At 39.1% G+C, this 18151-nt stretch carries 23 protein-coding genes and 1 tRNA gene; 7 read left to right on the forward strand and 17 right to left on the reverse strand.

Annotated elements, in window-relative coordinates; translation table 11 throughout:
• Window position 1: 1 nt before the first annotated feature.
• Both CSP5_RS07080 and CSP5_RS07085 read right to left on the reverse strand, forming a co-directional pair.
• A complete protein-coding gene (locus CSP5_RS07080) occupies window positions 2–289 on the reverse strand; it encodes an MTH1187 family thiamine-binding protein (RefSeq protein ID WP_021790092.1) in 288 nt (95 codons plus the stop codon).
• A gap of 39 nt (window positions 290–328) precedes the next feature.
• Window positions 329–1285, reverse strand: a complete 957-nt coding sequence (locus CSP5_RS07085) for a 2-hydroxyacid dehydrogenase (RefSeq protein ID WP_077076514.1) — start codon at window positions 1283–1285, stop codon at window positions 329–331.
• 405 nt (window positions 1286–1690) lie between these two features.
• Between CSP5_RS07085 and CSP5_RS07090 the strand changes: the two genes are divergently transcribed.
• The 4 genes from CSP5_RS07090 (at window position 1691) to CSP5_RS07105 (ending at window position 6701) form a co-directional block, all read left to right on the forward strand.
• On the forward strand, window positions 1691–2962 hold the full coding sequence (locus CSP5_RS07090) for a DEAD/DEAH box helicase (RefSeq protein WP_021790094.1): 1272 nt from the start codon (window positions 1691–1693) through the stop codon (window positions 2960–2962).
• 296 nt (window positions 2963–3258) lie between these two features.
• Entirely contained in the window at window positions 3259–4584 is a 1326-nt protein-coding gene (locus tag CSP5_RS07095) for an MmgE/PrpD family protein (protein WP_021790095.1), read from the forward strand.
• Window positions 4571–5464 carry a methylisocitrate lyase gene (gene prpB / locus CSP5_RS07100; RefSeq protein ID WP_148689987.1) on the forward strand — a complete coding sequence of 298 codons (894 nt, stop codon included), beginning with the start codon at window positions 4571–4573 and terminating at the stop codon, window positions 5462–5464. The genes CSP5_RS07095 and prpB overlap by 14 nt, the downstream gene beginning before the upstream one ends.
• A gap of 64 nt (window positions 5465–5528) precedes the next feature.
• On the forward strand, window positions 5529–6701 hold the full coding sequence (locus tag CSP5_RS07105) for a uroporphyrinogen decarboxylase/cobalamine-independent methonine synthase family protein (RefSeq protein WP_148689988.1): 1173 nt from the start codon (window positions 5529–5531) through the stop codon (window positions 6699–6701).
• Between the two features lie 62 nt (window positions 6702–6763).
• On the opposite strand, the gene CSP5_RS07110 is transcribed toward CSP5_RS07105, so the two are convergent.
• The 10 genes from CSP5_RS07110 to CSP5_RS07155 form a co-directional block, all read right to left on the reverse strand.
• Window positions 6764–7114: a Mov34/MPN/PAD-1 family protein gene (locus CSP5_RS07110; RefSeq protein WP_241869805.1), complete on the reverse strand. Its 351-nt coding sequence runs from the start codon at window positions 7112–7114 to the stop codon at window positions 6764–6766.
• Window positions 7115–7130: 16 nt separating this feature from the next.
• Window positions 7131–7952, reverse strand: coding sequence for an NAD(+) kinase (locus CSP5_RS07115; protein WP_021790099.1), 822 nt, complete (start codon window positions 7950–7952; stop codon window positions 7131–7133).
• Window positions 7949–8725: an inositol monophosphatase family protein gene (locus CSP5_RS07120; protein WP_148689989.1), complete on the reverse strand. Its 777-nt coding sequence runs from the start codon at window positions 8723–8725 to the stop codon at window positions 7949–7951. The genes CSP5_RS07115 and CSP5_RS07120 overlap by 4 nt, the downstream gene beginning before the upstream one ends.
• A gap of 28 nt (window positions 8726–8753) precedes the next feature.
• Entirely contained in the window at window positions 8754–9626 is an 873-nt protein-coding gene (locus CSP5_RS07125; protein ID WP_148689990.1) for a DNA-directed RNA polymerase subunit D, read from the reverse strand.
• Entirely contained in the window at window positions 9626–10009 is a 384-nt protein-coding gene (locus tag CSP5_RS07130) for a 30S ribosomal protein S11 (protein WP_077076518.1), read from the reverse strand. The genes CSP5_RS07125 and CSP5_RS07130 overlap by 1 nt, the downstream gene beginning before the upstream one ends.
• Complete coding sequence (locus CSP5_RS07135; RefSeq protein WP_021790103.1) at window positions 10002–10604, reverse strand: 30S ribosomal protein S4; 603 nt, start codon at window positions 10602–10604, stop codon at window positions 10002–10004. The genes CSP5_RS07130 and CSP5_RS07135 overlap by 8 nt, the downstream gene beginning before the upstream one ends.
• Window positions 10605–10610: 6 nt before the next feature.
• Window positions 10611–11075 (reverse strand): 30S ribosomal protein S13, encoded by a 465-nt coding sequence (locus CSP5_RS07140; protein WP_021790104.1) that lies wholly within the window; start codon window positions 11073–11075, stop codon window positions 10611–10613.
• A 90-nt stretch (window positions 11076–11165) separates the two neighbouring features.
• Complete coding sequence (locus CSP5_RS07145; protein WP_148689991.1) at window positions 11166–11483, reverse strand: DUF357 domain-containing protein; 318 nt, start codon at window positions 11481–11483, stop codon at window positions 11166–11168.
• Complete coding sequence (locus CSP5_RS09910; protein WP_241810747.1) at window positions 11461–11814, reverse strand: hypothetical protein; 354 nt, start codon at window positions 11812–11814, stop codon at window positions 11461–11463. Before CSP5_RS09910 ends, CSP5_RS07145 begins: the two co-directional genes overlap by 23 nt.
• A gap of 115 nt (window positions 11815–11929) precedes the next feature.
• On the reverse strand, window positions 11930–12913 hold the full coding sequence (locus CSP5_RS07155; RefSeq protein WP_148689992.1) for a class I SAM-dependent methyltransferase: 984 nt from the start codon (window positions 12911–12913) through the stop codon (window positions 11930–11932).
• Window positions 12914–12994: 81 nt separating this feature from the next.
• On the opposite strand from CSP5_RS07155, the gene CSP5_RS07160 reads away from it, so the two are divergent.
• The 3 genes from CSP5_RS07160 to CSP5_RS07170 are packed head-to-tail and all read left to right on the forward strand — an operon-like array spanning window position 12995 to window position 15756.
• Window positions 12995–14296 carry an aspartate aminotransferase family protein gene (locus CSP5_RS07160; RefSeq protein ID WP_021790108.1) on the forward strand — a complete coding sequence of 434 codons (1302 nt, stop codon included), beginning with the start codon at window positions 12995–12997 and terminating at the stop codon, window positions 14294–14296.
• Window positions 14250–15095: a hydroxymethylbilane synthase gene (gene hemC, locus CSP5_RS07165; protein ID WP_021790109.1), complete on the forward strand. Its 846-nt coding sequence runs from the start codon at window positions 14250–14252 to the stop codon at window positions 15093–15095. Before CSP5_RS07160 ends, hemC begins: the two co-directional genes overlap by 47 nt.
• On the forward strand, window positions 15082–15756 hold the full coding sequence (locus CSP5_RS07170; protein WP_021790110.1) for a uroporphyrinogen-III synthase: 675 nt from the start codon (window positions 15082–15084) through the stop codon (window positions 15754–15756). The genes hemC and CSP5_RS07170 overlap by 14 nt, the downstream gene beginning before the upstream one ends.
• On the opposite strand, the gene CSP5_RS07175 is transcribed toward CSP5_RS07170, so the two are convergent.
• From CSP5_RS07175 to CSP5_RS07195, 5 genes are all read right to left on the reverse strand, one after another.
• Window positions 15754–15828, reverse strand: a tRNA-Met gene (locus CSP5_RS07175). The two genes, CSP5_RS07170 and CSP5_RS07175, sit on opposite strands and share 3 nt — an antisense overlap.
• A 113-nt stretch (window positions 15829–15941) precedes the next feature.
• Complete coding sequence (locus CSP5_RS07180; protein WP_021790111.1) at window positions 15942–16520, reverse strand: KH domain-containing protein; 579 nt, start codon at window positions 16518–16520, stop codon at window positions 15942–15944.
• Window positions 16513–17271 carry a serine protein kinase RIO gene (locus tag CSP5_RS07185; RefSeq protein ID WP_148689993.1) on the reverse strand — a complete coding sequence of 253 codons (759 nt, stop codon included), beginning with the start codon at window positions 17269–17271 and terminating at the stop codon, window positions 16513–16515. Before CSP5_RS07185 ends, CSP5_RS07180 begins: the two co-directional genes overlap by 8 nt.
• Before the next feature lie 8 nt (window positions 17272–17279).
• A complete protein-coding gene (gene eif1A, locus CSP5_RS07190; protein ID WP_021790113.1) occupies window positions 17280–17609 on the reverse strand; it encodes a translation initiation factor eIF-1A in 330 nt (109 codons plus the stop codon).
• 97 nt (window positions 17610–17706) lie between these two features.
• Complete coding sequence (locus CSP5_RS07195) at window positions 17707–18150, reverse strand: transcription elongation factor NusA-like protein (RefSeq protein WP_021790114.1); 444 nt, start codon at window positions 18148–18150, stop codon at window positions 17707–17709.
• Window position 18151: the final 1 nt, after the last annotated feature.

The following is an 18151-nucleotide window of genomic DNA, read 5'->3' on the forward strand; positions in this document are numbered from 1 at the left end:
TTCAGGAAATTTCTCTGAGTTTCTTTTCTGCTGAGTTTTCACTGTCAAGCCTGTGATCTATTTTTATTATTGTTTCAACCCTTTTAATACCCATTGAGATTATTTTTTCCTCACCTTTCTCTATGGCACTAAAGAGTTCATCCAGAGTATTTCCTTCTATGACAGTTGACATGCTACCTGGAATGACGTTCAAGCCAGTTTCCTTAAGCGCATTTACTGCTGCTTTGACGTATTTAGCTGCCGATGTTCCATCCCCAACGGGGTAGTAAGTTACTTCCAGTAGGATCATGAGACAAAATAACTGATTAAGACTTAAGGTTTATCAATCTTATGTGTAATCCTCTCTTCTAACGACATTATGGGGTTTTCCGGTCTTCATCCATAATTCTACGTTCTTGAGTGCACTCATAAACGCATTGATGTCAATATCCGGAACTATTCCTGAGTTATGAGGTGAACCAATGACATTAGGCAGGTCTAGAAATGGATATTTCATTTCGTATTCTCCTGTTGTTATTGGCTCCTGCCACCATACGTCAATACCAGCCTTAAATTCTGGATTTTCCCTGAGGTGATTATATAGGTCTTGTTCGTTTATTATGGCAGCTCTTGCGACGTTTACAAGAATAGCGTCTTTTTTCATTTTTTTGAGTTTATCACTGGTTATAAGATTTTTCGTGTATCTGTTCAGTGGAAGGCTTATGAATACAAAGTCTGAGCTTTGAAGCACCCTGTCAAGCGAATCCAGATTGCCCGAAAAAGAGACATTTTCACTTACAAGTTTTCTTGAGATTACCTGTAGTTCCATTCCAATTCCTCTACATAGTCTTCCAATCTCTCTTCCTATTCCACCATAACCCAGTACTCCAGCCATTTTTCCCTCCAGTTTAATGCTCGGTGATCTCTGATTAAACACTCCATTCTTCATTTTCATGTGATTTGATAAAAGATTTTTTGATAGCGCCATAGCCATGGAAACTGCATGTTCTGCAACGGGCAATGCAAAGGCACCAGCATTGCTACATACTGTGATATTATCTGGAATCTGATTGAAATCAAGCAGATCTACACCTGCTGAAAGGGTTTGAATGAGTTTGAGTTTTGGTAGTTTTGAAATATATGAATTCATCGTCCTTAGTTTTGGGATAAAGGAAAGAAGAGCTTCAACATCACTCCAGTCATTCCCGTCTTCTTCAAAGATTGCCTGCATCCCTATTGATTCTGCCATTTTTCTTGCAACTTCCTTCATGTCATCGGGAACCTTTGCCAGTATCAGTAATTTCATATATTGACATGAATGTATTGATTATTTAATTTACTGAGATTGGTCGGTATTCTGTAAATTTAAAAATTTCAAAGCTTATAAGATTGATATGAGGTTATGGGTGTTTTTAGCGTAATCTGTGTTTATTATTCATGTTTTTGAAATTGTATTCTACTTATTGCCAGAATATCAAGGGAAAGAGTGATTCTTAGAATGGTTAAAACTTGAGAATATTCTTTTTTGCCGGTCTCTTGTTAGATATAGACTCCACTTGGAAATCTTTCGCTCTCACACTATGGGCTTTTTAATGTATATACAGTGTACCATCTTATTTTTCCTGAAGGAAGACTGCTAATCTAAATATAACACCAAGTGATATGGTATAAAAAGACAGAAAAATATCTGTATTAAAAGAAGAGTGCACAAATGAATACGTTTGAAGAGTTAGAATTGAAAAAACCTTTGCTTGAATCATTAAAGAAGATAAATTTTATTGAACCAACTGAAATTCAGGCAATGACAATACCGGTTGCCCTGAATGATAAATCCATCATGGTAAAATCCAAAACTGGAAGTGGAAAAACAGCAGCTTATCTGATACCTTTGATACAGCTCACTGAACCAAAGGGAAAACTGATGAATCTAGTACTGGTTCCAACAAGGGAACTTGCCATCCAGGTCTTTGGAGTGTTTAAATCTCTGGGATCAGGATGTAAATTAAAAGGAGCATTAGTTTATGGAGGAGCATCAATATCAAGACAGGCGGAAGAAATAAGGAACAGGCCAGAATTTATAATTGGTACTCCTGGAAGAATCAAAGATATGAGAGATAGAGGATACCTGAACCTCTCTAGCATTGAAAGAGTAGTACTAGATGAGGCTGATCTAATGCTGGATATGGGGTTCTATGATGATGTTGAGGATATAATAAGCTCAACGAAGAAAGACAGAAGAATGTTCCTATTTTCCGCAACGATGACTGGAGACGTAAAGGGTCTAGCATCAAAGTTCATGAAGGAATCAGAATACATAAATGGAGAAGACGAGGATATGACTCCCTCTACAATTAAGCATGATTACATTATTTCTGAAAGTCACGATAAACTTGATTTTCTTGTGAGATATATTCAGGATTACAACCCGGAAAAGGCAATAATCTTCTCCAACACAAAACATGGGGCATCATTCCTCAGCGACAAGCTCAGAAGGGAAGGTTTCAAGGCAGTTCAGATTCACGGAGACCTATCACAGAAACAGAGAGAAGATTCCATTTCAAAGTTTAGGAGGAGGGAAAGATTTCTTGTAGCAACCGATGTTGCAGCAAGGGGAGTTGACATTCCTGAGATTACACACATCATAAATTATGATCTACCAAGAGAAGATAAAACATATATACACAGAGTTGGAAGGACTGCAAGATTTGGCAAAGACGGTACCGCGATGAGTATAATACTGCCAGATGAAATGTACCTAATAAACAGAATAAAGAGAACAGCAGGCGTCGAAATATCAAAACTCCCCATGGAGGGACAGGCAGAAGAGGCAAAGCCAAGACGTGACCAGAGAAGAAGGCCATCCTACGGGTACGGCAGTCAGGGGAATAGAAATAGTGGTAGAAGATATGACTCGGGAAATAACAAACGCCAGAGTACGAGAAGGAGAGAGAGCACATCAAGAAGAAGACCCAGAAGAGACTGAGCTTACAATAAATGAAATTATTACCTTAATCTGAGATTTATAAGAAATTTTAAAGAGTTTTCTTAAAAGTCTCGATTTTGGTGTATCAGTTTTCCATGATACACACCCATGTAAAATTATCACGATCCTTTAAATCAAATCTTATTTTCAAAGACGATTATATCTGTTTAAAACAACCGACATAAATTATACAAAAAAAGTTGCGAGCTATAGTAATAGTTCCCGTCCTTCCTTGACTGAATCAGATGGCATATAACAATAGCAATATTTTATCTAATCTCAGGCAATTTACATTTATGGATAAAATCGTTTCAGAAATATGGAATATGGCCCAGGGAAAGTCAGCTCCTTCAGGACCTTCAGAAATGGATGAGTTGAAAAAGCGGGTTGCAGATATTGCCTTCACTTCGTATGGTGCACTTAAGGCCGAGCCTGTGAAAATAATGAAGAAAAGTCTCCTTCCATCATCCGGAAAGAAGAATGCAACAATCTTCTTCACGAGAGATAGGGCCTCAGTAGAGATTGCCACAATGATCAACGGTACAACCACAAGATACCTGGATTTTAATGACACATACCTTTCAAAAGAAGCCCTGCATCCCTCTGATAATATTCCACCATTGATTGCCATGGCCGAAAGTGAGGAACTGGATGGAAAGAAGGTGCTTGATGCTGCAAGAGTTTCATATGAGACTGTGTGTGCATTATCTGATGCAGTTTCAATTAGGGATAGGGGTTGGGATCACGTAACATATATAAGTATTTCATCTGGAGCAGGGCTTGCACACCTTCTGGATCTCAGTGAGGAAGGATTTGCCCATACTATTAATCTAGCTCTGAACAACAACATAAGCATGAGGCAGACAAGGGCAGGAGAACTGAGCATGTGGAAAGGAGCAACTGCAGCAAATGCCTGCAGGAACAGTGTTTTTGCAGCCAATCTTGCCCAGGAAGGTTTTACGGGACCAGCACCAATATTTGAGGGCGAAATGGGTTTTATCAAACAGGTTTCAGGAAATTTGAATATGGATTTTTCCAAAAGCAGGATACTTAAGACCATGATAAAGAATTATCCCGTTGAATACCACGCCATGAGCGCCGCTGAAGTTGCATCTAATTTGAGAAAAAAGATGAAAGGAAAGATAAGGAAGGTTGAAGTTGAAACATTTACAGTTGCGCATACAATTATAATTAAGGACCCGGAAAAATTAAGACCAAAAACAAGGGAAACTGCAGATCACAGTATGCCATATATAATAGCATTGACACTTGTAAAGGGAGACCCAACCCCTCAGTCTTACGAAAATGATCTGCTGATGGATAAAGAAATCCTATCTGTTATTGACAAAATGAAGTTCAAGATCACGGATAGGTTCGACAAAATGTACCCTGAATTCCTGCCTGTGAAAATAAAAGTGGAGACTGATGAGGGTGTTTTCGAAGAAGAGATGGATGCACCAAAGGGTCATAATAAGAAGCCCTACACATGGGATGACTTGAAGAAAAAAGGGACAAGAGTGATGAGCGAAGACAGTTCATCTTCTATAATTGAGTTTGCAAGAAGTTTTGAAAATAGAAGCATGAAGGAATTCATGGAGGTCTTGAGAAATGTCAAGGCTTAGAGACAATATTAATGGTTCTTCAAAGAATTTTAGAAAAATGCTTGGAAATAGTTTCATTACTATCCCAGGCGTATACAGTGGGATTTCAGCACTGATTGCGGAGAGAGTGGGCTTCAGATCTATATATCTGTCGGGTTCAGGTATAGCAGGCATGATGGGTCTGCCAGATCTCTCAATAACGACTCTGGATGAGGTTGTAAGGGAAGCTGGGAATATTACATCCATAAGCAGATTGCCACTTATTGTTGATTGTGATACAGGATTTGGCGAACCACTCAATGTTATGAGAACTGTAAGGCTAATGGAAAGGGCTGGCGTTGCAGCAATTCACATTGAAGATCAGGAACTCCCAAAGAAATGCGGCCATCTCAATGGAAAGAAAATTGTTCCTGCTGAAGATTTTATTGCAAAGATCAGGGCAGCGAAAGAGGCATCAAAAGACCCAAATTTTTCTCTGATTGCAAGGACAGATGCAAGATCAGTGGGAGGACTTGATGATGCCATAGAAAGATCAAGGGAATATTTGAAGGCAGGTGCGGATATTATATTCACCGAGGCTCTGGAGAATCCAGAGGAATTCAGGGAAATGAGAAAGAAGGTAAACGGATATTTAATGGCAAACATGACAGAATTTGGAAAAAGTCCACTTCTCTCAGTTGATGAATTAAAAGAGATAGGATATGACATGGTAATTTTTCCCCTAACAGCATTCAGGAGTATCCTAAAGAATACGGAACAAATTTATAGTGATCTTCATAAGCAGGGAACACAGAGGAATTTTATAGATAAGCTTATGACCAGATCGCAGTATTACGAACTGATAGGTTATTCAGAATACGAGGATGAGGATTATCTTCTCGCATCAAGGAAGAATAAGTAGATGTAATTAACAGGGGTAATAATTAATTAACAAAAATTTTTGAAACATATATACCTTCTACCTCATGAAGACAGAGAAGACCATGACTGGTAGCTGGTTCAGATCAGAAAAAATAAAGAGTATTCTACTGGAGACTGGTGCCGGTGAAGTCCCGGAAGAGTTCAGGGAACTTGTTCTTAAGGAAGAAGAGAGTGTTGTAAGGAAACAGGTAAACCCACTTGGAAATGAAAGAGGTCTTACTCTTGTAAGTAACGGTGAACAGAGAAAGTCGGGATATACAACTTTTGTCAAATCTAGATTTGAAGGTTTTGACAGGGAAAAGATTGTTTCACCAATGGTTTCAAATGCAATGCTTGAAGAACTAAAAATTGCAAAAAATCCACTTTATGATATATTTAAAAATAACCCTGAACGGTTGCTGGGGCATCCACAGCTGAATAGCAGGATATGGTATAATGGTCAGAAGAAGGCAATGATGGAGGCAAAGGATCTTAAGAAGATCGGAAAGGATAATGGTGTTTCTAAGGTCTTTATAAATTCTCCATCTCCAGGGGTACTGGCACAATTCTTAACTCCTGGAACATATTACAGAGATTATTTTGATTTCATAGAAGACCTCTCAAGAGAAATGTCAAAAGAATATGAGGCCATATTATCAGTAGATGGTGTCCAGTTACAGATAGATGCTCCCGATCTAACTCATGAAAGACATTACCAGAAATCAGAGGAAACAGAGAGAAAATCAGCCCTGAGGGCCAAGATAGATTCTATTAATATGGCAATATCAGGAAAAGATCCGGAGAGAATACGAGTTCATTACTGCTATGGAAACTATAATGCTCCGCACAAAATAGATCCTCCTCTGGAGAATTTCCTTAATGAACTGCTTTCCTTAAATTCTAATGTAATAGTTGCTGAACTTGCGAATCCACGACATGAGGGTGATGCTATGATTTTAAGAAAGTATGCCCATGAATTTGGATGGCCAAAGCAGAAAAAGATTGCAGTTGGTGTAATTGATGTGAAAACTCCTTTCGTGGAAACACCTGAAACTGTTGCTCTAAGACTGGCAAGGATTGCAGAGATAGATGAAATAGGTCCTGAAAGAGTAATGGCAGGGACAGATTGTGGTTTTGAAACATTCTCAAGTCTGGATAATGTTTCAGAAGAAGTTGCATTAATGAAACTTGACGCACTGGCAGAAGGCTCAGCCCTTTTTGATAATATGTATAGATGAAAGAAACTTTCCCTTAAATTAAATTTTGAATTATTAAACTGTATAGCCTGGAATTTGATTTCTTATTCTATCTGATTTCCACCGATTATTCCTATTTTTATCTCTTCACCCTTTCTGTTGAAAAATTTATAATCTGTATCTCTGTATGGATAACCAACTATCATGTGGATTGGGCCTGTGTTTTGAAACATATGCAGATCTGCATCAGAAGGTCTTATTACCCCAGATGGATGGGAATGTACTGAACCGATTATGGTAAAATCTACTGGTTTGCTACCCATCCACATTATGGTGTGATGGTCTCCCTGAATTGTACCGGGCATTATGGCAATTTCATATATGACGTCGTGCTCACCCTTTAAAAGCGCCCCAAATTCCATTGGATATGTGTCCTTGGATGCCTCCATTATCATTCTAATTAATCTGAATCTAATTGACCACATCTTTTAACAGTTTCTCCCTGAGCTTTGCATAGAAATCCCTTCTCAGTGTTATAAACTTATAGGATTTTGATGCTCTTGTGATTGTTACCTTATCTGATGAAGTGAAATTGACCTCCTTTTGTCCATCCAGGATTATTAGGCAGTCCTGATCAATACCTGACACAAGTATATCAAGCACTGATGTAGATGGCGCCACCATTGGCCTGATCCTCAGTGTTACTGGAGCAAGGTATGATATCACCATTGCCTGAGTTGCGGGCATTACAATAGGTCCTCCAGCGCTCAGTGAATAGGATGTTGATCCAATAGGTGTGGCAACAATTATGCCATCTGCCTTCGTCCTTTCAACGAATGAGCCATCAAGATAAAGCTTGAAATTCCTTACCTTTGCAATTCTGTTGCTGTGCACTACAACCTCATTCAGTGCGTATCCTACGATTTCTCCATTTACCATTACCTCGAGACGCATGAATTCTACAAACCTATGTTCGCCTCTGATTATTCTGTATACTGTCTCCTCTACCTTTCCAACTTCAACCTCGCTCAGAAATCCGAGAGACCCCATATTAATTCCAAGAATTGCCCCTTTTGCCTTCTGAGCAGCAAGCAGTACAGTTCCGTCGCCTCCAATTGTAAAAAGGATATCTGCTTCAATTTCATCCAGTGGTCTGTATTCCTTTTCCTTAATGAAAGGCCTCAGTTCTTCTTCGTATATTCTTTCCCATTCCTGGGGGAGAATATCATCTATTCGTTTCACAATTTTAGCACATCTGGGACAGTTCTTCTTTATTATGAAAGCAATCTTCATCTGTTCTCAAGCTCCTCTATCTCACCTTTGTAAAAGGAAGACAGTGCAATCATGTTCTTTCTTTCTCTCACATCCTTGCCCATATTCATCTTCTTCAAATTGCCATCAAAAACAAATCCGCCCATTTCCTCCACCAGCAGGACACCTGCGGCAATATCTACATTACGCAACTTCTTTTCCCTTCCAAGATATGCGACGTTGTCAAGAGCGCCGTTGGCGAGGAGTGCCAGTTCCATAGAAGCACAACCCAGAATTCTCTTTCTTGTTATGTCATTCTTTAAGAATTCAGGGACTTCTGTCTCTTCCAGGTTATATACAACTGAGGCGTGACTCCTCCTCTCTGCCTTCTCTATCTTGTATCCATTCCGGTATGCACCATTTCCTTTTGTTGCCCAGAAGTAGTTTCCTGTTGCCAGATTCATTACAAATGCCTCCTGAAGCGATGTAAAGTCGTCCTTCATAACCGCTAGAGACATGGAATAAAGAGGAATCTGATTTTCAGCGTTATATGTTCCGTCCAGTGGGTCCATAATTATGTTGCTGTCATATCCCCTGTCCACAAAGCCTATTTCCTCACTTATAATGTTGAATGGAAGATCTATATCATTTATTCTCTCTATGATCTTGTCCTCTGCGAGTTTGTCCAGTCTCGATGTGAGAGTCCCATCGGCACCCATTCCAGTGTACCCGATCCTCTGCTCCTTGTTCTCTAAAGTTGAAATATGCTCCCTTATCTCTGATCCGGTTTCAATAAAATTTTTGAGGAATGTCATATACTGTATAGGTTAGAATTGTATATAACTAATCCGGAGTTACGATACTCTCGTGTAAAAAGTTTAGCCTTTTTGGTAATCTTTCAAGTGCAATTTTCAATGTTTCCCTGGCGGTTAGCGAACCATCTGTTTCAAATTTGAATACATACCTTGTTCTGTCCTCAGAGACTTTTACAGGCTTTGACTGGTTTATTTCTGTCCTGTGATTTACAGTGTTAATATAATTCATTACAGCTCTTTGCTGGTAATCATCGGTAATAGTTATCGTTTCCTTTGTTTCCTTAACAACTGAAACAGGAAACTTTTCTTTGATTTTTTCCCATCCTTCATTATCTGCCTTGTTAATTTCAAACTCCCTGTGATACTTAAAAGAGACTGCCGAAGTTACCTGCCACTTTGCATGCTCTTTGGCTGTTCCCATAGTTGCCTCAGCTGTTACAAGCAAGGCCTGCTTTGGTCCAAGTTTAACAATGGGTATTAGGGGGTCTACAGGTTTAAGTTCAACATTACCTGTGAATGGGACAAGGTCTCCGCTATAAACCTCACCTGGTCCTGTTTTGTCTATGTTATATGATACAGTGCACAGTGAACATCCCTTACCCTCACATGAGCATTCATTCCTGAAGTTCATCCTGGAGTCTGTTTTTATTGGCACCAGTCCAATCCTGTGTGCAACAATCTCATCAAATAATGGCAGTGAGGAGTCAAATACGTTTCCCATAGAATCCCTGATCTGACCATGCCTGAAAATTACCTTATCAATTGCCAGTTTTGGAATGTCATTTATCAGAGTTCTTCTTAAGGCATTTGCAGTACCTTCTGTAATGTTTGTTATCTCAAATCTGGCAAAGTTATCTCTGAGTTCTAATATTGATATTTTTTGCTCGATTGAAGATGGCATTAAACCCTCCTTCCTCTTTTTCCACCCTTTTTCTTGGTGCCGTCGTGTGGCACAGGTGTCACTTCCTCAATTCTAACAATCTTAAACCCGGCTCTGGATAGTGCCCTTATGGCTGATTGCGCCCCTGGACCAGGAATTTTGGATCTATTTCCGCCAGGTGCCCTTACTTTTATTATAAGATCTGTAACCTCCTTTTCCTTCAACTTTTCTGATATCAGATCTGCAGCTTTCATTGCAGCATATGGACTTGACTCATCTCTGTCATTCTTGACTACCATTCCACCTGTTGCCTTTGCAAGTGTTTCAGCTCCAGTTTGATCTGTCACAAGTATGATTGTATTATTCTGCGAGGAATAAATGTGCGCTATTCCAGTTTTATTCAACTTTTTCTACCTCCTCTGAATTTTCAGGTTCTGCTGACTCTTGTGGTTCATCTTCTACCTTTTGATCGCCTGCTATCACAAGCCTTACCGGATGTTTATCATCTATGAATGGTGAAAATTCGCTGTATTCTATGGAATCTTCTACACTTGCCTCAACGAGAAGCCCGGGTACAGTTACTCGTCTTCCATTCATTAATATATGACCGTGGGTTATCATTTGCCTTGCCTGTTTTACGGTCTTTGCAAGGTTCTTCCTGAATACTATTGTTTGAAGTCTTCTTTCAAGAACGCTCTCTATGGTCAAAGACAGAATATCATCAAGAGATGCATTTCCAGTGGATATTTTGTACCTGTTCAATCGTGCTAGTAGAAGGTTCAACTGCTTTATGGCAAGAGGATCATTTCTTCTTGTCCTTGCCTGCAACTCCCTTGCCTGGGCTCGTATGGAATCAAGACTTGCCTGACTTCTCCATAACTCCTTCTTGTTCTTCAGACCATATAAATTTATAGTCTTTCTCTCTTCGTCTATTCTATCTTTTTCCCAAGGATGCCTTGGTGTTGAATATAATTTTTTCTGAAACTTTGGATCTCCCAATCAAAATCACTCCTTTTTCCTTTGTACGCCCACTGTCAGTCCCTTCCTGCCGTTACTTCTGGTTCTCTGACCCCTCACCTTGTGATGGGTTTCATGTCTTATCCCTCTGTATGATCTTATCTTTTTCATTGTGTTGATATTATCCTGAATCTGCACATTGAGGTCATTCCCAACCAGATTCATATTTTTTCCAGTTACAGGATCTGAACGGTTGTTCATCATCCACGCGGGAATATCTTCATACTCTTCAGATTCGATATAATCCCTTATCTCCTCTATTTTTTCCTCGCTGAGGTCTCCCAGTCTCATACTTTCATCAATCTCTAGCTTTTTCGTTAGGGTTTCAGCCAATCTTATGCCGATACCTTTGAGATCTGCCAGAGCCAGAACCACATCTCTTTCTCCGTTAAGATCCATGCTTGCAATTCTTACAATGTATTGGAAATCAGTTTTTTCTTTTTCGTCAGGCATTAATTCACCAGTCCTTTAACATGCTTAAATGTTATCCCTTGCGGTTGCTCCTTATCTTTAAAATATATATATTCTTTTTGTAAAGTTTGGTTATTTGTAAAAAGTAAATTTCCTATAATCCCCATCAGTTTTGAATATGCCAAGTCTTACCCCACTATCCAGCCATCCATATGAATAGTTGAGGCATGATAGTGCATTTATTAAGTCGCCAACTTCCTGAAAATGTTTCGCGTCGGAGAAATATGAATATACCATCTCTAATGAGCTCTTGGCAAATTCATATAGAAGTGAATTTTCTGGAACACTTATGGAAAGTACTTCAAGAGCCCTGTTTTCTATTTCAGTATATTTTAGCACTTTTTCCTCCAGCGCTGCGGAGAAGTCCTTATCTGTATGTTGAGTAGTCATTCAGTAAATTCCATATCTGTTTCTGGGTTCCCTCATCAAGAACACCTTCTTCCTTTTTCTTTATAACAAAATCCCTGGCCTCGCTGATTCCCTGTCTGGATGCAATGGCATATATTCCACCAGTTATTGACCCCCTTATGCTATCGGGTAGGGATTCTACTGCCTTTGATAGCATGAAATTGAATTCCTCGCTTTTCCTCATATCCAGTTTTTTAATCCGTTTTGGCCTGGGTGTTTCATTTCTATCATTATATCCGTAATACCTTCCCCTCTTGTTCTGACCTGGTTTTTTAGGGGTATACTTTCTTCTTGCCGCCATATTTTTATTCAATGCAATATGTTAAGGGTGGTTTTAAACCTTGTTGTGTTCTATCTGAATTCGAGAATAAACTATTTCTGGAAAAAAATGCCTTAAATCTAACGTTTGTTCTAATAGAACCTGATAACTAGATCACCTGAAATAGTGAACTTATATGCCATACATGTGGGGAATAGGATTTCACAATGTGACTGTCCAATGGCATTAATAAATACCCAAGGTATCTGGCAGATTTCATAATATCGTACACACTATTTTTGATATTACCTGTCAGTTCCAGGTGATGAAGTAAAATGAACCCATTCTTTGAAACATGAGATAGACCTGCAGGAAGATAAATTTTTGACTTGAAATTTCCCATGACTACTAGATCATACTTTTCTTCCGTAATAAAAAGCCTGCAGTCCATGTTGCGAGTTATAATCCTATCCTTTACCCCATTATAAGCTGCACTTTTTTCCAGATATTCAAGAGCCTCTTTATTGAGATCTATTGCCGTTACATTTTCAACACTTTCAAGTTTTGCAATTGGTAAGGAGAAATAACCAATACCGGCAAACATATCAAGCACAGCTCTGGGGTTTATCTTCCTGATTGATGGGAGACCTCTTTCAACTATATTTCCCTTGCTCATCATCAATCTAGCTGGGCTTGTGATAAAGGTAACACCATTTTCCAGATACATTGTATCGCCTGGTTTTCCGGCAATAAGCCTGAGTTTTGGTTTTCTGATTTCACCCTCAATTTTTCCATCCCTTACGTACACCTGCGTTGCTATAGACTTCTCTACCAGTACTCTTGAGATCGTTTCCAATTTGTCATAATCCCTGCTGAATACAACTGTAGTTCCCATTCTCTGCCATCTGATCCTTTGACTTCCATCTTCAATGATACTGCTGATCACATCAGGTATTGTGAAATCCTCTTTTCTGGAGAAATCTCTTTCACATAATATTGCATTTTGAAATTGCACCCTTTCTCTAACTGGAATGATAACCTTTCCATTTTCCTTCAGAGATCTCAGGTTCCTGATTAATTTTCCTTCTCTTTTGGCTTTCTTTATGAAGGATTCTGCATCCTTTTCCTCAACTTCCATTGCAAGATTTTTCAAATCTCTCAGTAATTGGATTAATCGATAAATTCTATTGCCTTAAAATGAAAAACATAAATTGATAGGAAAAAATATACCTTCATGCTTTCCGATGATCTATTTAAAAGAGCATCCAGGCTTTTCCCTGGTGGAGTTAATTCACCTGTTAGGTTCTATGAGCCATATCCAACATATTTTTCACGTGCTTCTGGTTCCAGAATTTTTGATGTGGAAGGAAAGGAATATCTGGATTTCTGCATGGGTTTTGGTGTAAATTTCGCTGGATATTCTAATACCACCATAGCTGAAGAAATAATGTATTTGCTGGATAATACGATCCCTGAAGGAGTTCCCACTGAAAATGAGATAGAACTGGGAGAGATCATCCAAAAAGCTGTTCCGTCTATTGAAAAGATGAGATTCACAAATTCAGGAACTGAGGCAACCATGCATGCAATCCGGCTGGCGAGGGCCTTTACAGGCAGAAAACTGATACTTAAGATGAATGCGGGATTTCATGGAGCCCATGACTACGTACTGGTAAGTGCTGGAAGTGGTGCATTGAATTTCGGTACACCTTCAAGCCCAGGTATCCCGGAGGAAGTTGCAAAAACTGTTCTTGTGGGAGATTTCAACAATGAGGAATCCATAAGGGAATTATTTAAACTACATGGAAAGGATATAGCAGCGGTTATTACGGAGCCGGTTCTTGGCAATCTTGGCGTAATTGGACCTGAGAAAGGATTCCTGAAATTTCTCAGGGAGATCACGGAAGAATATGGCGCATTGTTGATTTTTGATGAGGTTATTACAGGATTTAGATTCAGATACGGAGCCTATCAGGACATAATAGGTGTTAAGCCAGATTTAACAACTATGGGCAAAATAATTGGTGGTGGAATGCCTGTTGGTCTCTTTGGTGGAAGAGCAGATATAATGAATAGGATCAGCCCAGAAGGAAATGTGTATCAATCTGGAACATTCAGCGCAAATCCATTTACTGTTGCATCTGGGCTGGCAACCCTGAATTTCCTTAAAGACAAAGATTATGAATATACAATAAGTCTGGCAACGTGGGTTGAGGATAAATTGAAGAGTTTCTCTGATCTGGGCGTTCAGGTAAACAGGGTCTATAACATGTTTACCATATTCTTTAATGAAGAAAGGGTTTGGAACTACGAAACGGCTCTGAAATCAGACAGAAAAAAGTTCATGAAATTTTTTAATTTTTCCAAAAAGCACGGAATCTATTTTTCACCCGGTCAGTTTGAGGCGTCTTTTGTTGGTATGGCACATACACCAGAGGAGGTTGAAATGGCTGTTTTTAAGATGGTGTACACCCTGGAGTTTGATATGAATGAAGATAGGAACGAGAGAGAGCAGGTTAGCATTAATTCAAACTGAGATGTTTACCAATATTCTTGGTGGAAACCATGAAATTGTTAAGATCAGAAGTAAGGGAGACATGGATAGGGAGAGACCGCTAAAGGAGATTGGTGGACAGGGTCTTTTTGTTAACGAAATAAACAGGATGGTGCTAAATGGGGATCTGGACTGTGCGGTGCACAGTGGAAAGGATTTGCCAACAATTTTGAACAAAGAGCTTGAAGTTGTTTCTGTTTTTGACTGGAAAAACTACCATGACGTGATAGTTTTTAGGGGAGATTTGGAAGGGACTGGAAGGATGAAAATTGGAACCTCGTCACCCAGAAGAGAAGAACAGATTCGAAAACATGCTAAGAACTGGGATGTATTCGGACTTAGGGGTAACATTGATACAAGGTTAAATAAGCTGGATAATGGGAATTACGATGGGATAGTATTATCAGAGGCCGCAATGGTAAGAATGTATCCCAGTAGAGATTATGAGATTCTTGATGAGAGTATTTTTGTTCCTGCTCCAGGTCAGGGCATAATAGCTGTAATAGCAAGGAAGGATTCCCCTAATTATGATGATATAAAGATCACAGAAGATCCAACTGCCAGAAAGAGATGGGATGTTGAACGAAGGATATCGGGCATTTTTAACATGGGCTGCTCAGTGCCAAATGGAATTCTGTATAATCCTGAGACTGAATTTCTCTATATGGATATAAATATCAGGGAAAATGTGATTTCCATCAGGATTAAGGTCAGAACTTTACAGGAGGCTGAAATGGTCGCCAGAAATGTAAAAGAGATAATGAATTATGGTGATTATTAGCTTTAGACCAGAAGAAAAATTCAAAGATGTTGAAATAAGGGGAAAAGATGTTCTGAATATACCTTTAGTAAGGATCTTAAAACTTGATAATGTAAAATCTCCGGATCTTGAAATGTTTGATGGTATTGCCTTCACCAGTTCCACAGGAGTCAGATATTTTTTCAGTATATACAGTGGAATCGATGAAAAGATTATGATATTCTCCATTGGTGATTCCACTGCAAGAGAATTGAGAAAATATGTCAACAAGCCACTGGTATGCAGTGATTCCTATTCTGGAGGCTTTGCATCTTTTATAGCGGATTATAAGCCAAAAAGGGTACTGATTCCTAGAGGCATGACCCATTCCAGTGTGCTCAATGAAGATCTAAGGAAGGCAGGAATTTACAGTGAAAACTTCTATCTTTACAAATATGAGAATATCGATCAGAGAGATAACATAGCCAGGGCAGTAAAGAATAAACAAATAGCCCTGATATTCACTTCACCGCTCGAGGTCAAATTATTCAATCAGTATACTGGTGGTAGATATTTAGATAATCCTGCCTATCCTATTGGAAAGACAACTTTTTCAACCCTAAAAGAAGCAGGCTTCGTGAATATAAGATTTGATGGAAAGAAATCATTCAGTGAACTTATAGATTTCATAAATTCGCAATAGCGGGGAATGGATTTGAACCATCGATCTACGGGTTATGAGCCCGTCGGGATTTCCTAACTACCCCACCCCGCTGTTATACCGTATTTGTTATTTGGATATATATGTTATTAATGTGATCCTGCCTATTTTATGCTGTATTCAATGAGTACACCAAAAATCATGATTTGAAATTTGTAAAAATGAGATTATCTGAAAGATTCTGCGATCCTTTCTGCCTTAAGTTCCTTTGCCTTGGATTCAAGGTAGGTGTAAACTGTTCTCTGCTTCTTTCCCTCGATTATCATCTGAAGTGCCTGCAGTGCATATCTCATTGAAATGTAATCTCCTATGAGAGATACAGTATCACCATAAACGCACACGAAGCAGTCTGTGATATCTTCAACTATTTGCCTTGTTTTCCCCTGCCTGCCTATAATTCTTCCCTTTATTTCATTGATCCTGTTTGATCCTTTTCTTGCAAATTCCCTGAGAGAAATTACCACAAGCTGAAATCCATCGCTATAAAGATAGAACGCCCTTTCGGGACTGAAACCTCTTCCTATGGCCTTCACTACCTCAGCTGTTGCGTTTACCTTCAGTGGATCTGTACTTTCCTTTGCAGTTACCAGAATATCTCCATCCGTAGAGTCTATGTCAAGAATGCATCCCGACATTTCCTCTATATCTTTCTTCGTTTTTCCTTCCCTACCAACCAGAGCACCTATCCTGTCTCTTGGTATTCTTATACTGATTGAATTTTCTATGTGATCGCTTTCCTCACTCATCTATTTCACCTGGAAATACTGGCTCATCTAAATTAAATTCCAAGCCATTTCTCTTTGCAAATGCCTTCATATTATTCATATCCCTCACAAGAAAGTCCTTTGCCTTTGGATGCTTATATGAAACAGCCTGACCCATATCAATAATATAGGATTTCTTTCGGTAACAGAGTACATTGTATTCACTGAAATCAGCATGGATAATTTTTGCCTTTTCTACCATCTTCGTGTATTCGTTCATTGATGCGTTAAAATATAACTGCATATCCTGCTCGTTCACATCCTTTAACTTCTTTGCCGGAGACCTCCTGTCACCGATGTAACTCATGAGGATTATGTTCTTTTCCACTGCCATGGGTTCTGGTGTTCGTATACCAAATTTTCTGCACTCCAGAAGATTGGCATATTCCTTCCTTGCCCAGACGAATATAAGTGATCCCCTTGATTTTCTCTGCTTTGCAAATCTTGGGTCTCCATCTATATAGTCATTTATATGCTGAAATCTCAGTGTTGATGTTTTAAATATCTTCATCACAATACCCTTCTTCTCTCCTTCAACCTTGAATACCAGAGATTCCTTCCCCGATGATATGGGATAGTCAACATATTTTATATTGAACTGCTTGAAGAGGGTATATATGTTGTCAAGGGTTCTTTTGTCAAAAACAAGACCTTCGGTCTTTTCGTCTATGAACTCATTGAAATTGAATTCGTCCCTGTCAATGAGCTGTTTCAGTGCGCTTTTATCTTCCATCTCTTGCTCTATTTGAATATGTTAATAAGTTCTGGCAGTGCAGAATTTCTGCTCAGATAATTTGCCTGTGTTTGAGTATACCTGTAAACAATATCAGCCTTCTCTGTCTGGAACTGCCATGGCTTTACGATTACCAGATCGTTTTCCCTTATCCACATCCTCTTCTTCATCTTGCCGGGTATCCTGGCCGTTCTTGTGTAGCCATCCTCACACATAACTGAAAGATGGGACCCACCTGATAGCTTTTCAACTATACCATAGAGTTCACCCTTTCTCTTGTTTGGAACTATTACTCTCGTAAAATTTTCTTCATTATCGTCATTATTCTTATACGGCATTATAACCTCTCATGTTGTAGTATGTCATACGATTTCCGTATATTTACTTTTATAACCGAAGTTTTTCTTCTAAAACTAAAAATATGGGTAAAAAGGATCAGGCAGGCTGCTTAATCCCAAAATTCCTTATTTCGTAAAACCTTGATGCAACTTCCTTCATGAGTTTTACGTTTCTACCCTCTTTGCCAATGGCCTTTCCAACCTCAGATAATTCCACACCGACCTGAACGTCAACCTGACCCTGTTTCCATGAAATGTCGATCTCCTTAACCCCGTATCTGAAATACAGATTCTTGATAAATGTGAGAAGGTCTTTGGAATACTCGGCAACCAGAATGTGTTTGTTTATCTTTTCCCTGAGGTTTTGAATGACATTTTGATTTCTTTTGAACATTTCTGCCATTCTTCTTTCCCCCACGATAAACACCACCATGTCTTCGTTCTCCATGCATTCTTCTGGCTGTACTCCTCTGGCAACCTTTTCAAAAAGTGCCCTGTATTCCATTATCCTGTTGTCAATAACTATTCCTTTCGAAGCCAAG

Source organism: Cuniculiplasma divulgatum (assembly GCF_900083515.1).
In the GTDB taxonomy this organism is placed as follows: domain Archaea; phylum Thermoplasmatota; class Thermoplasmata; order Thermoplasmatales; family Thermoplasmataceae; genus Cuniculiplasma; species Cuniculiplasma divulgatum.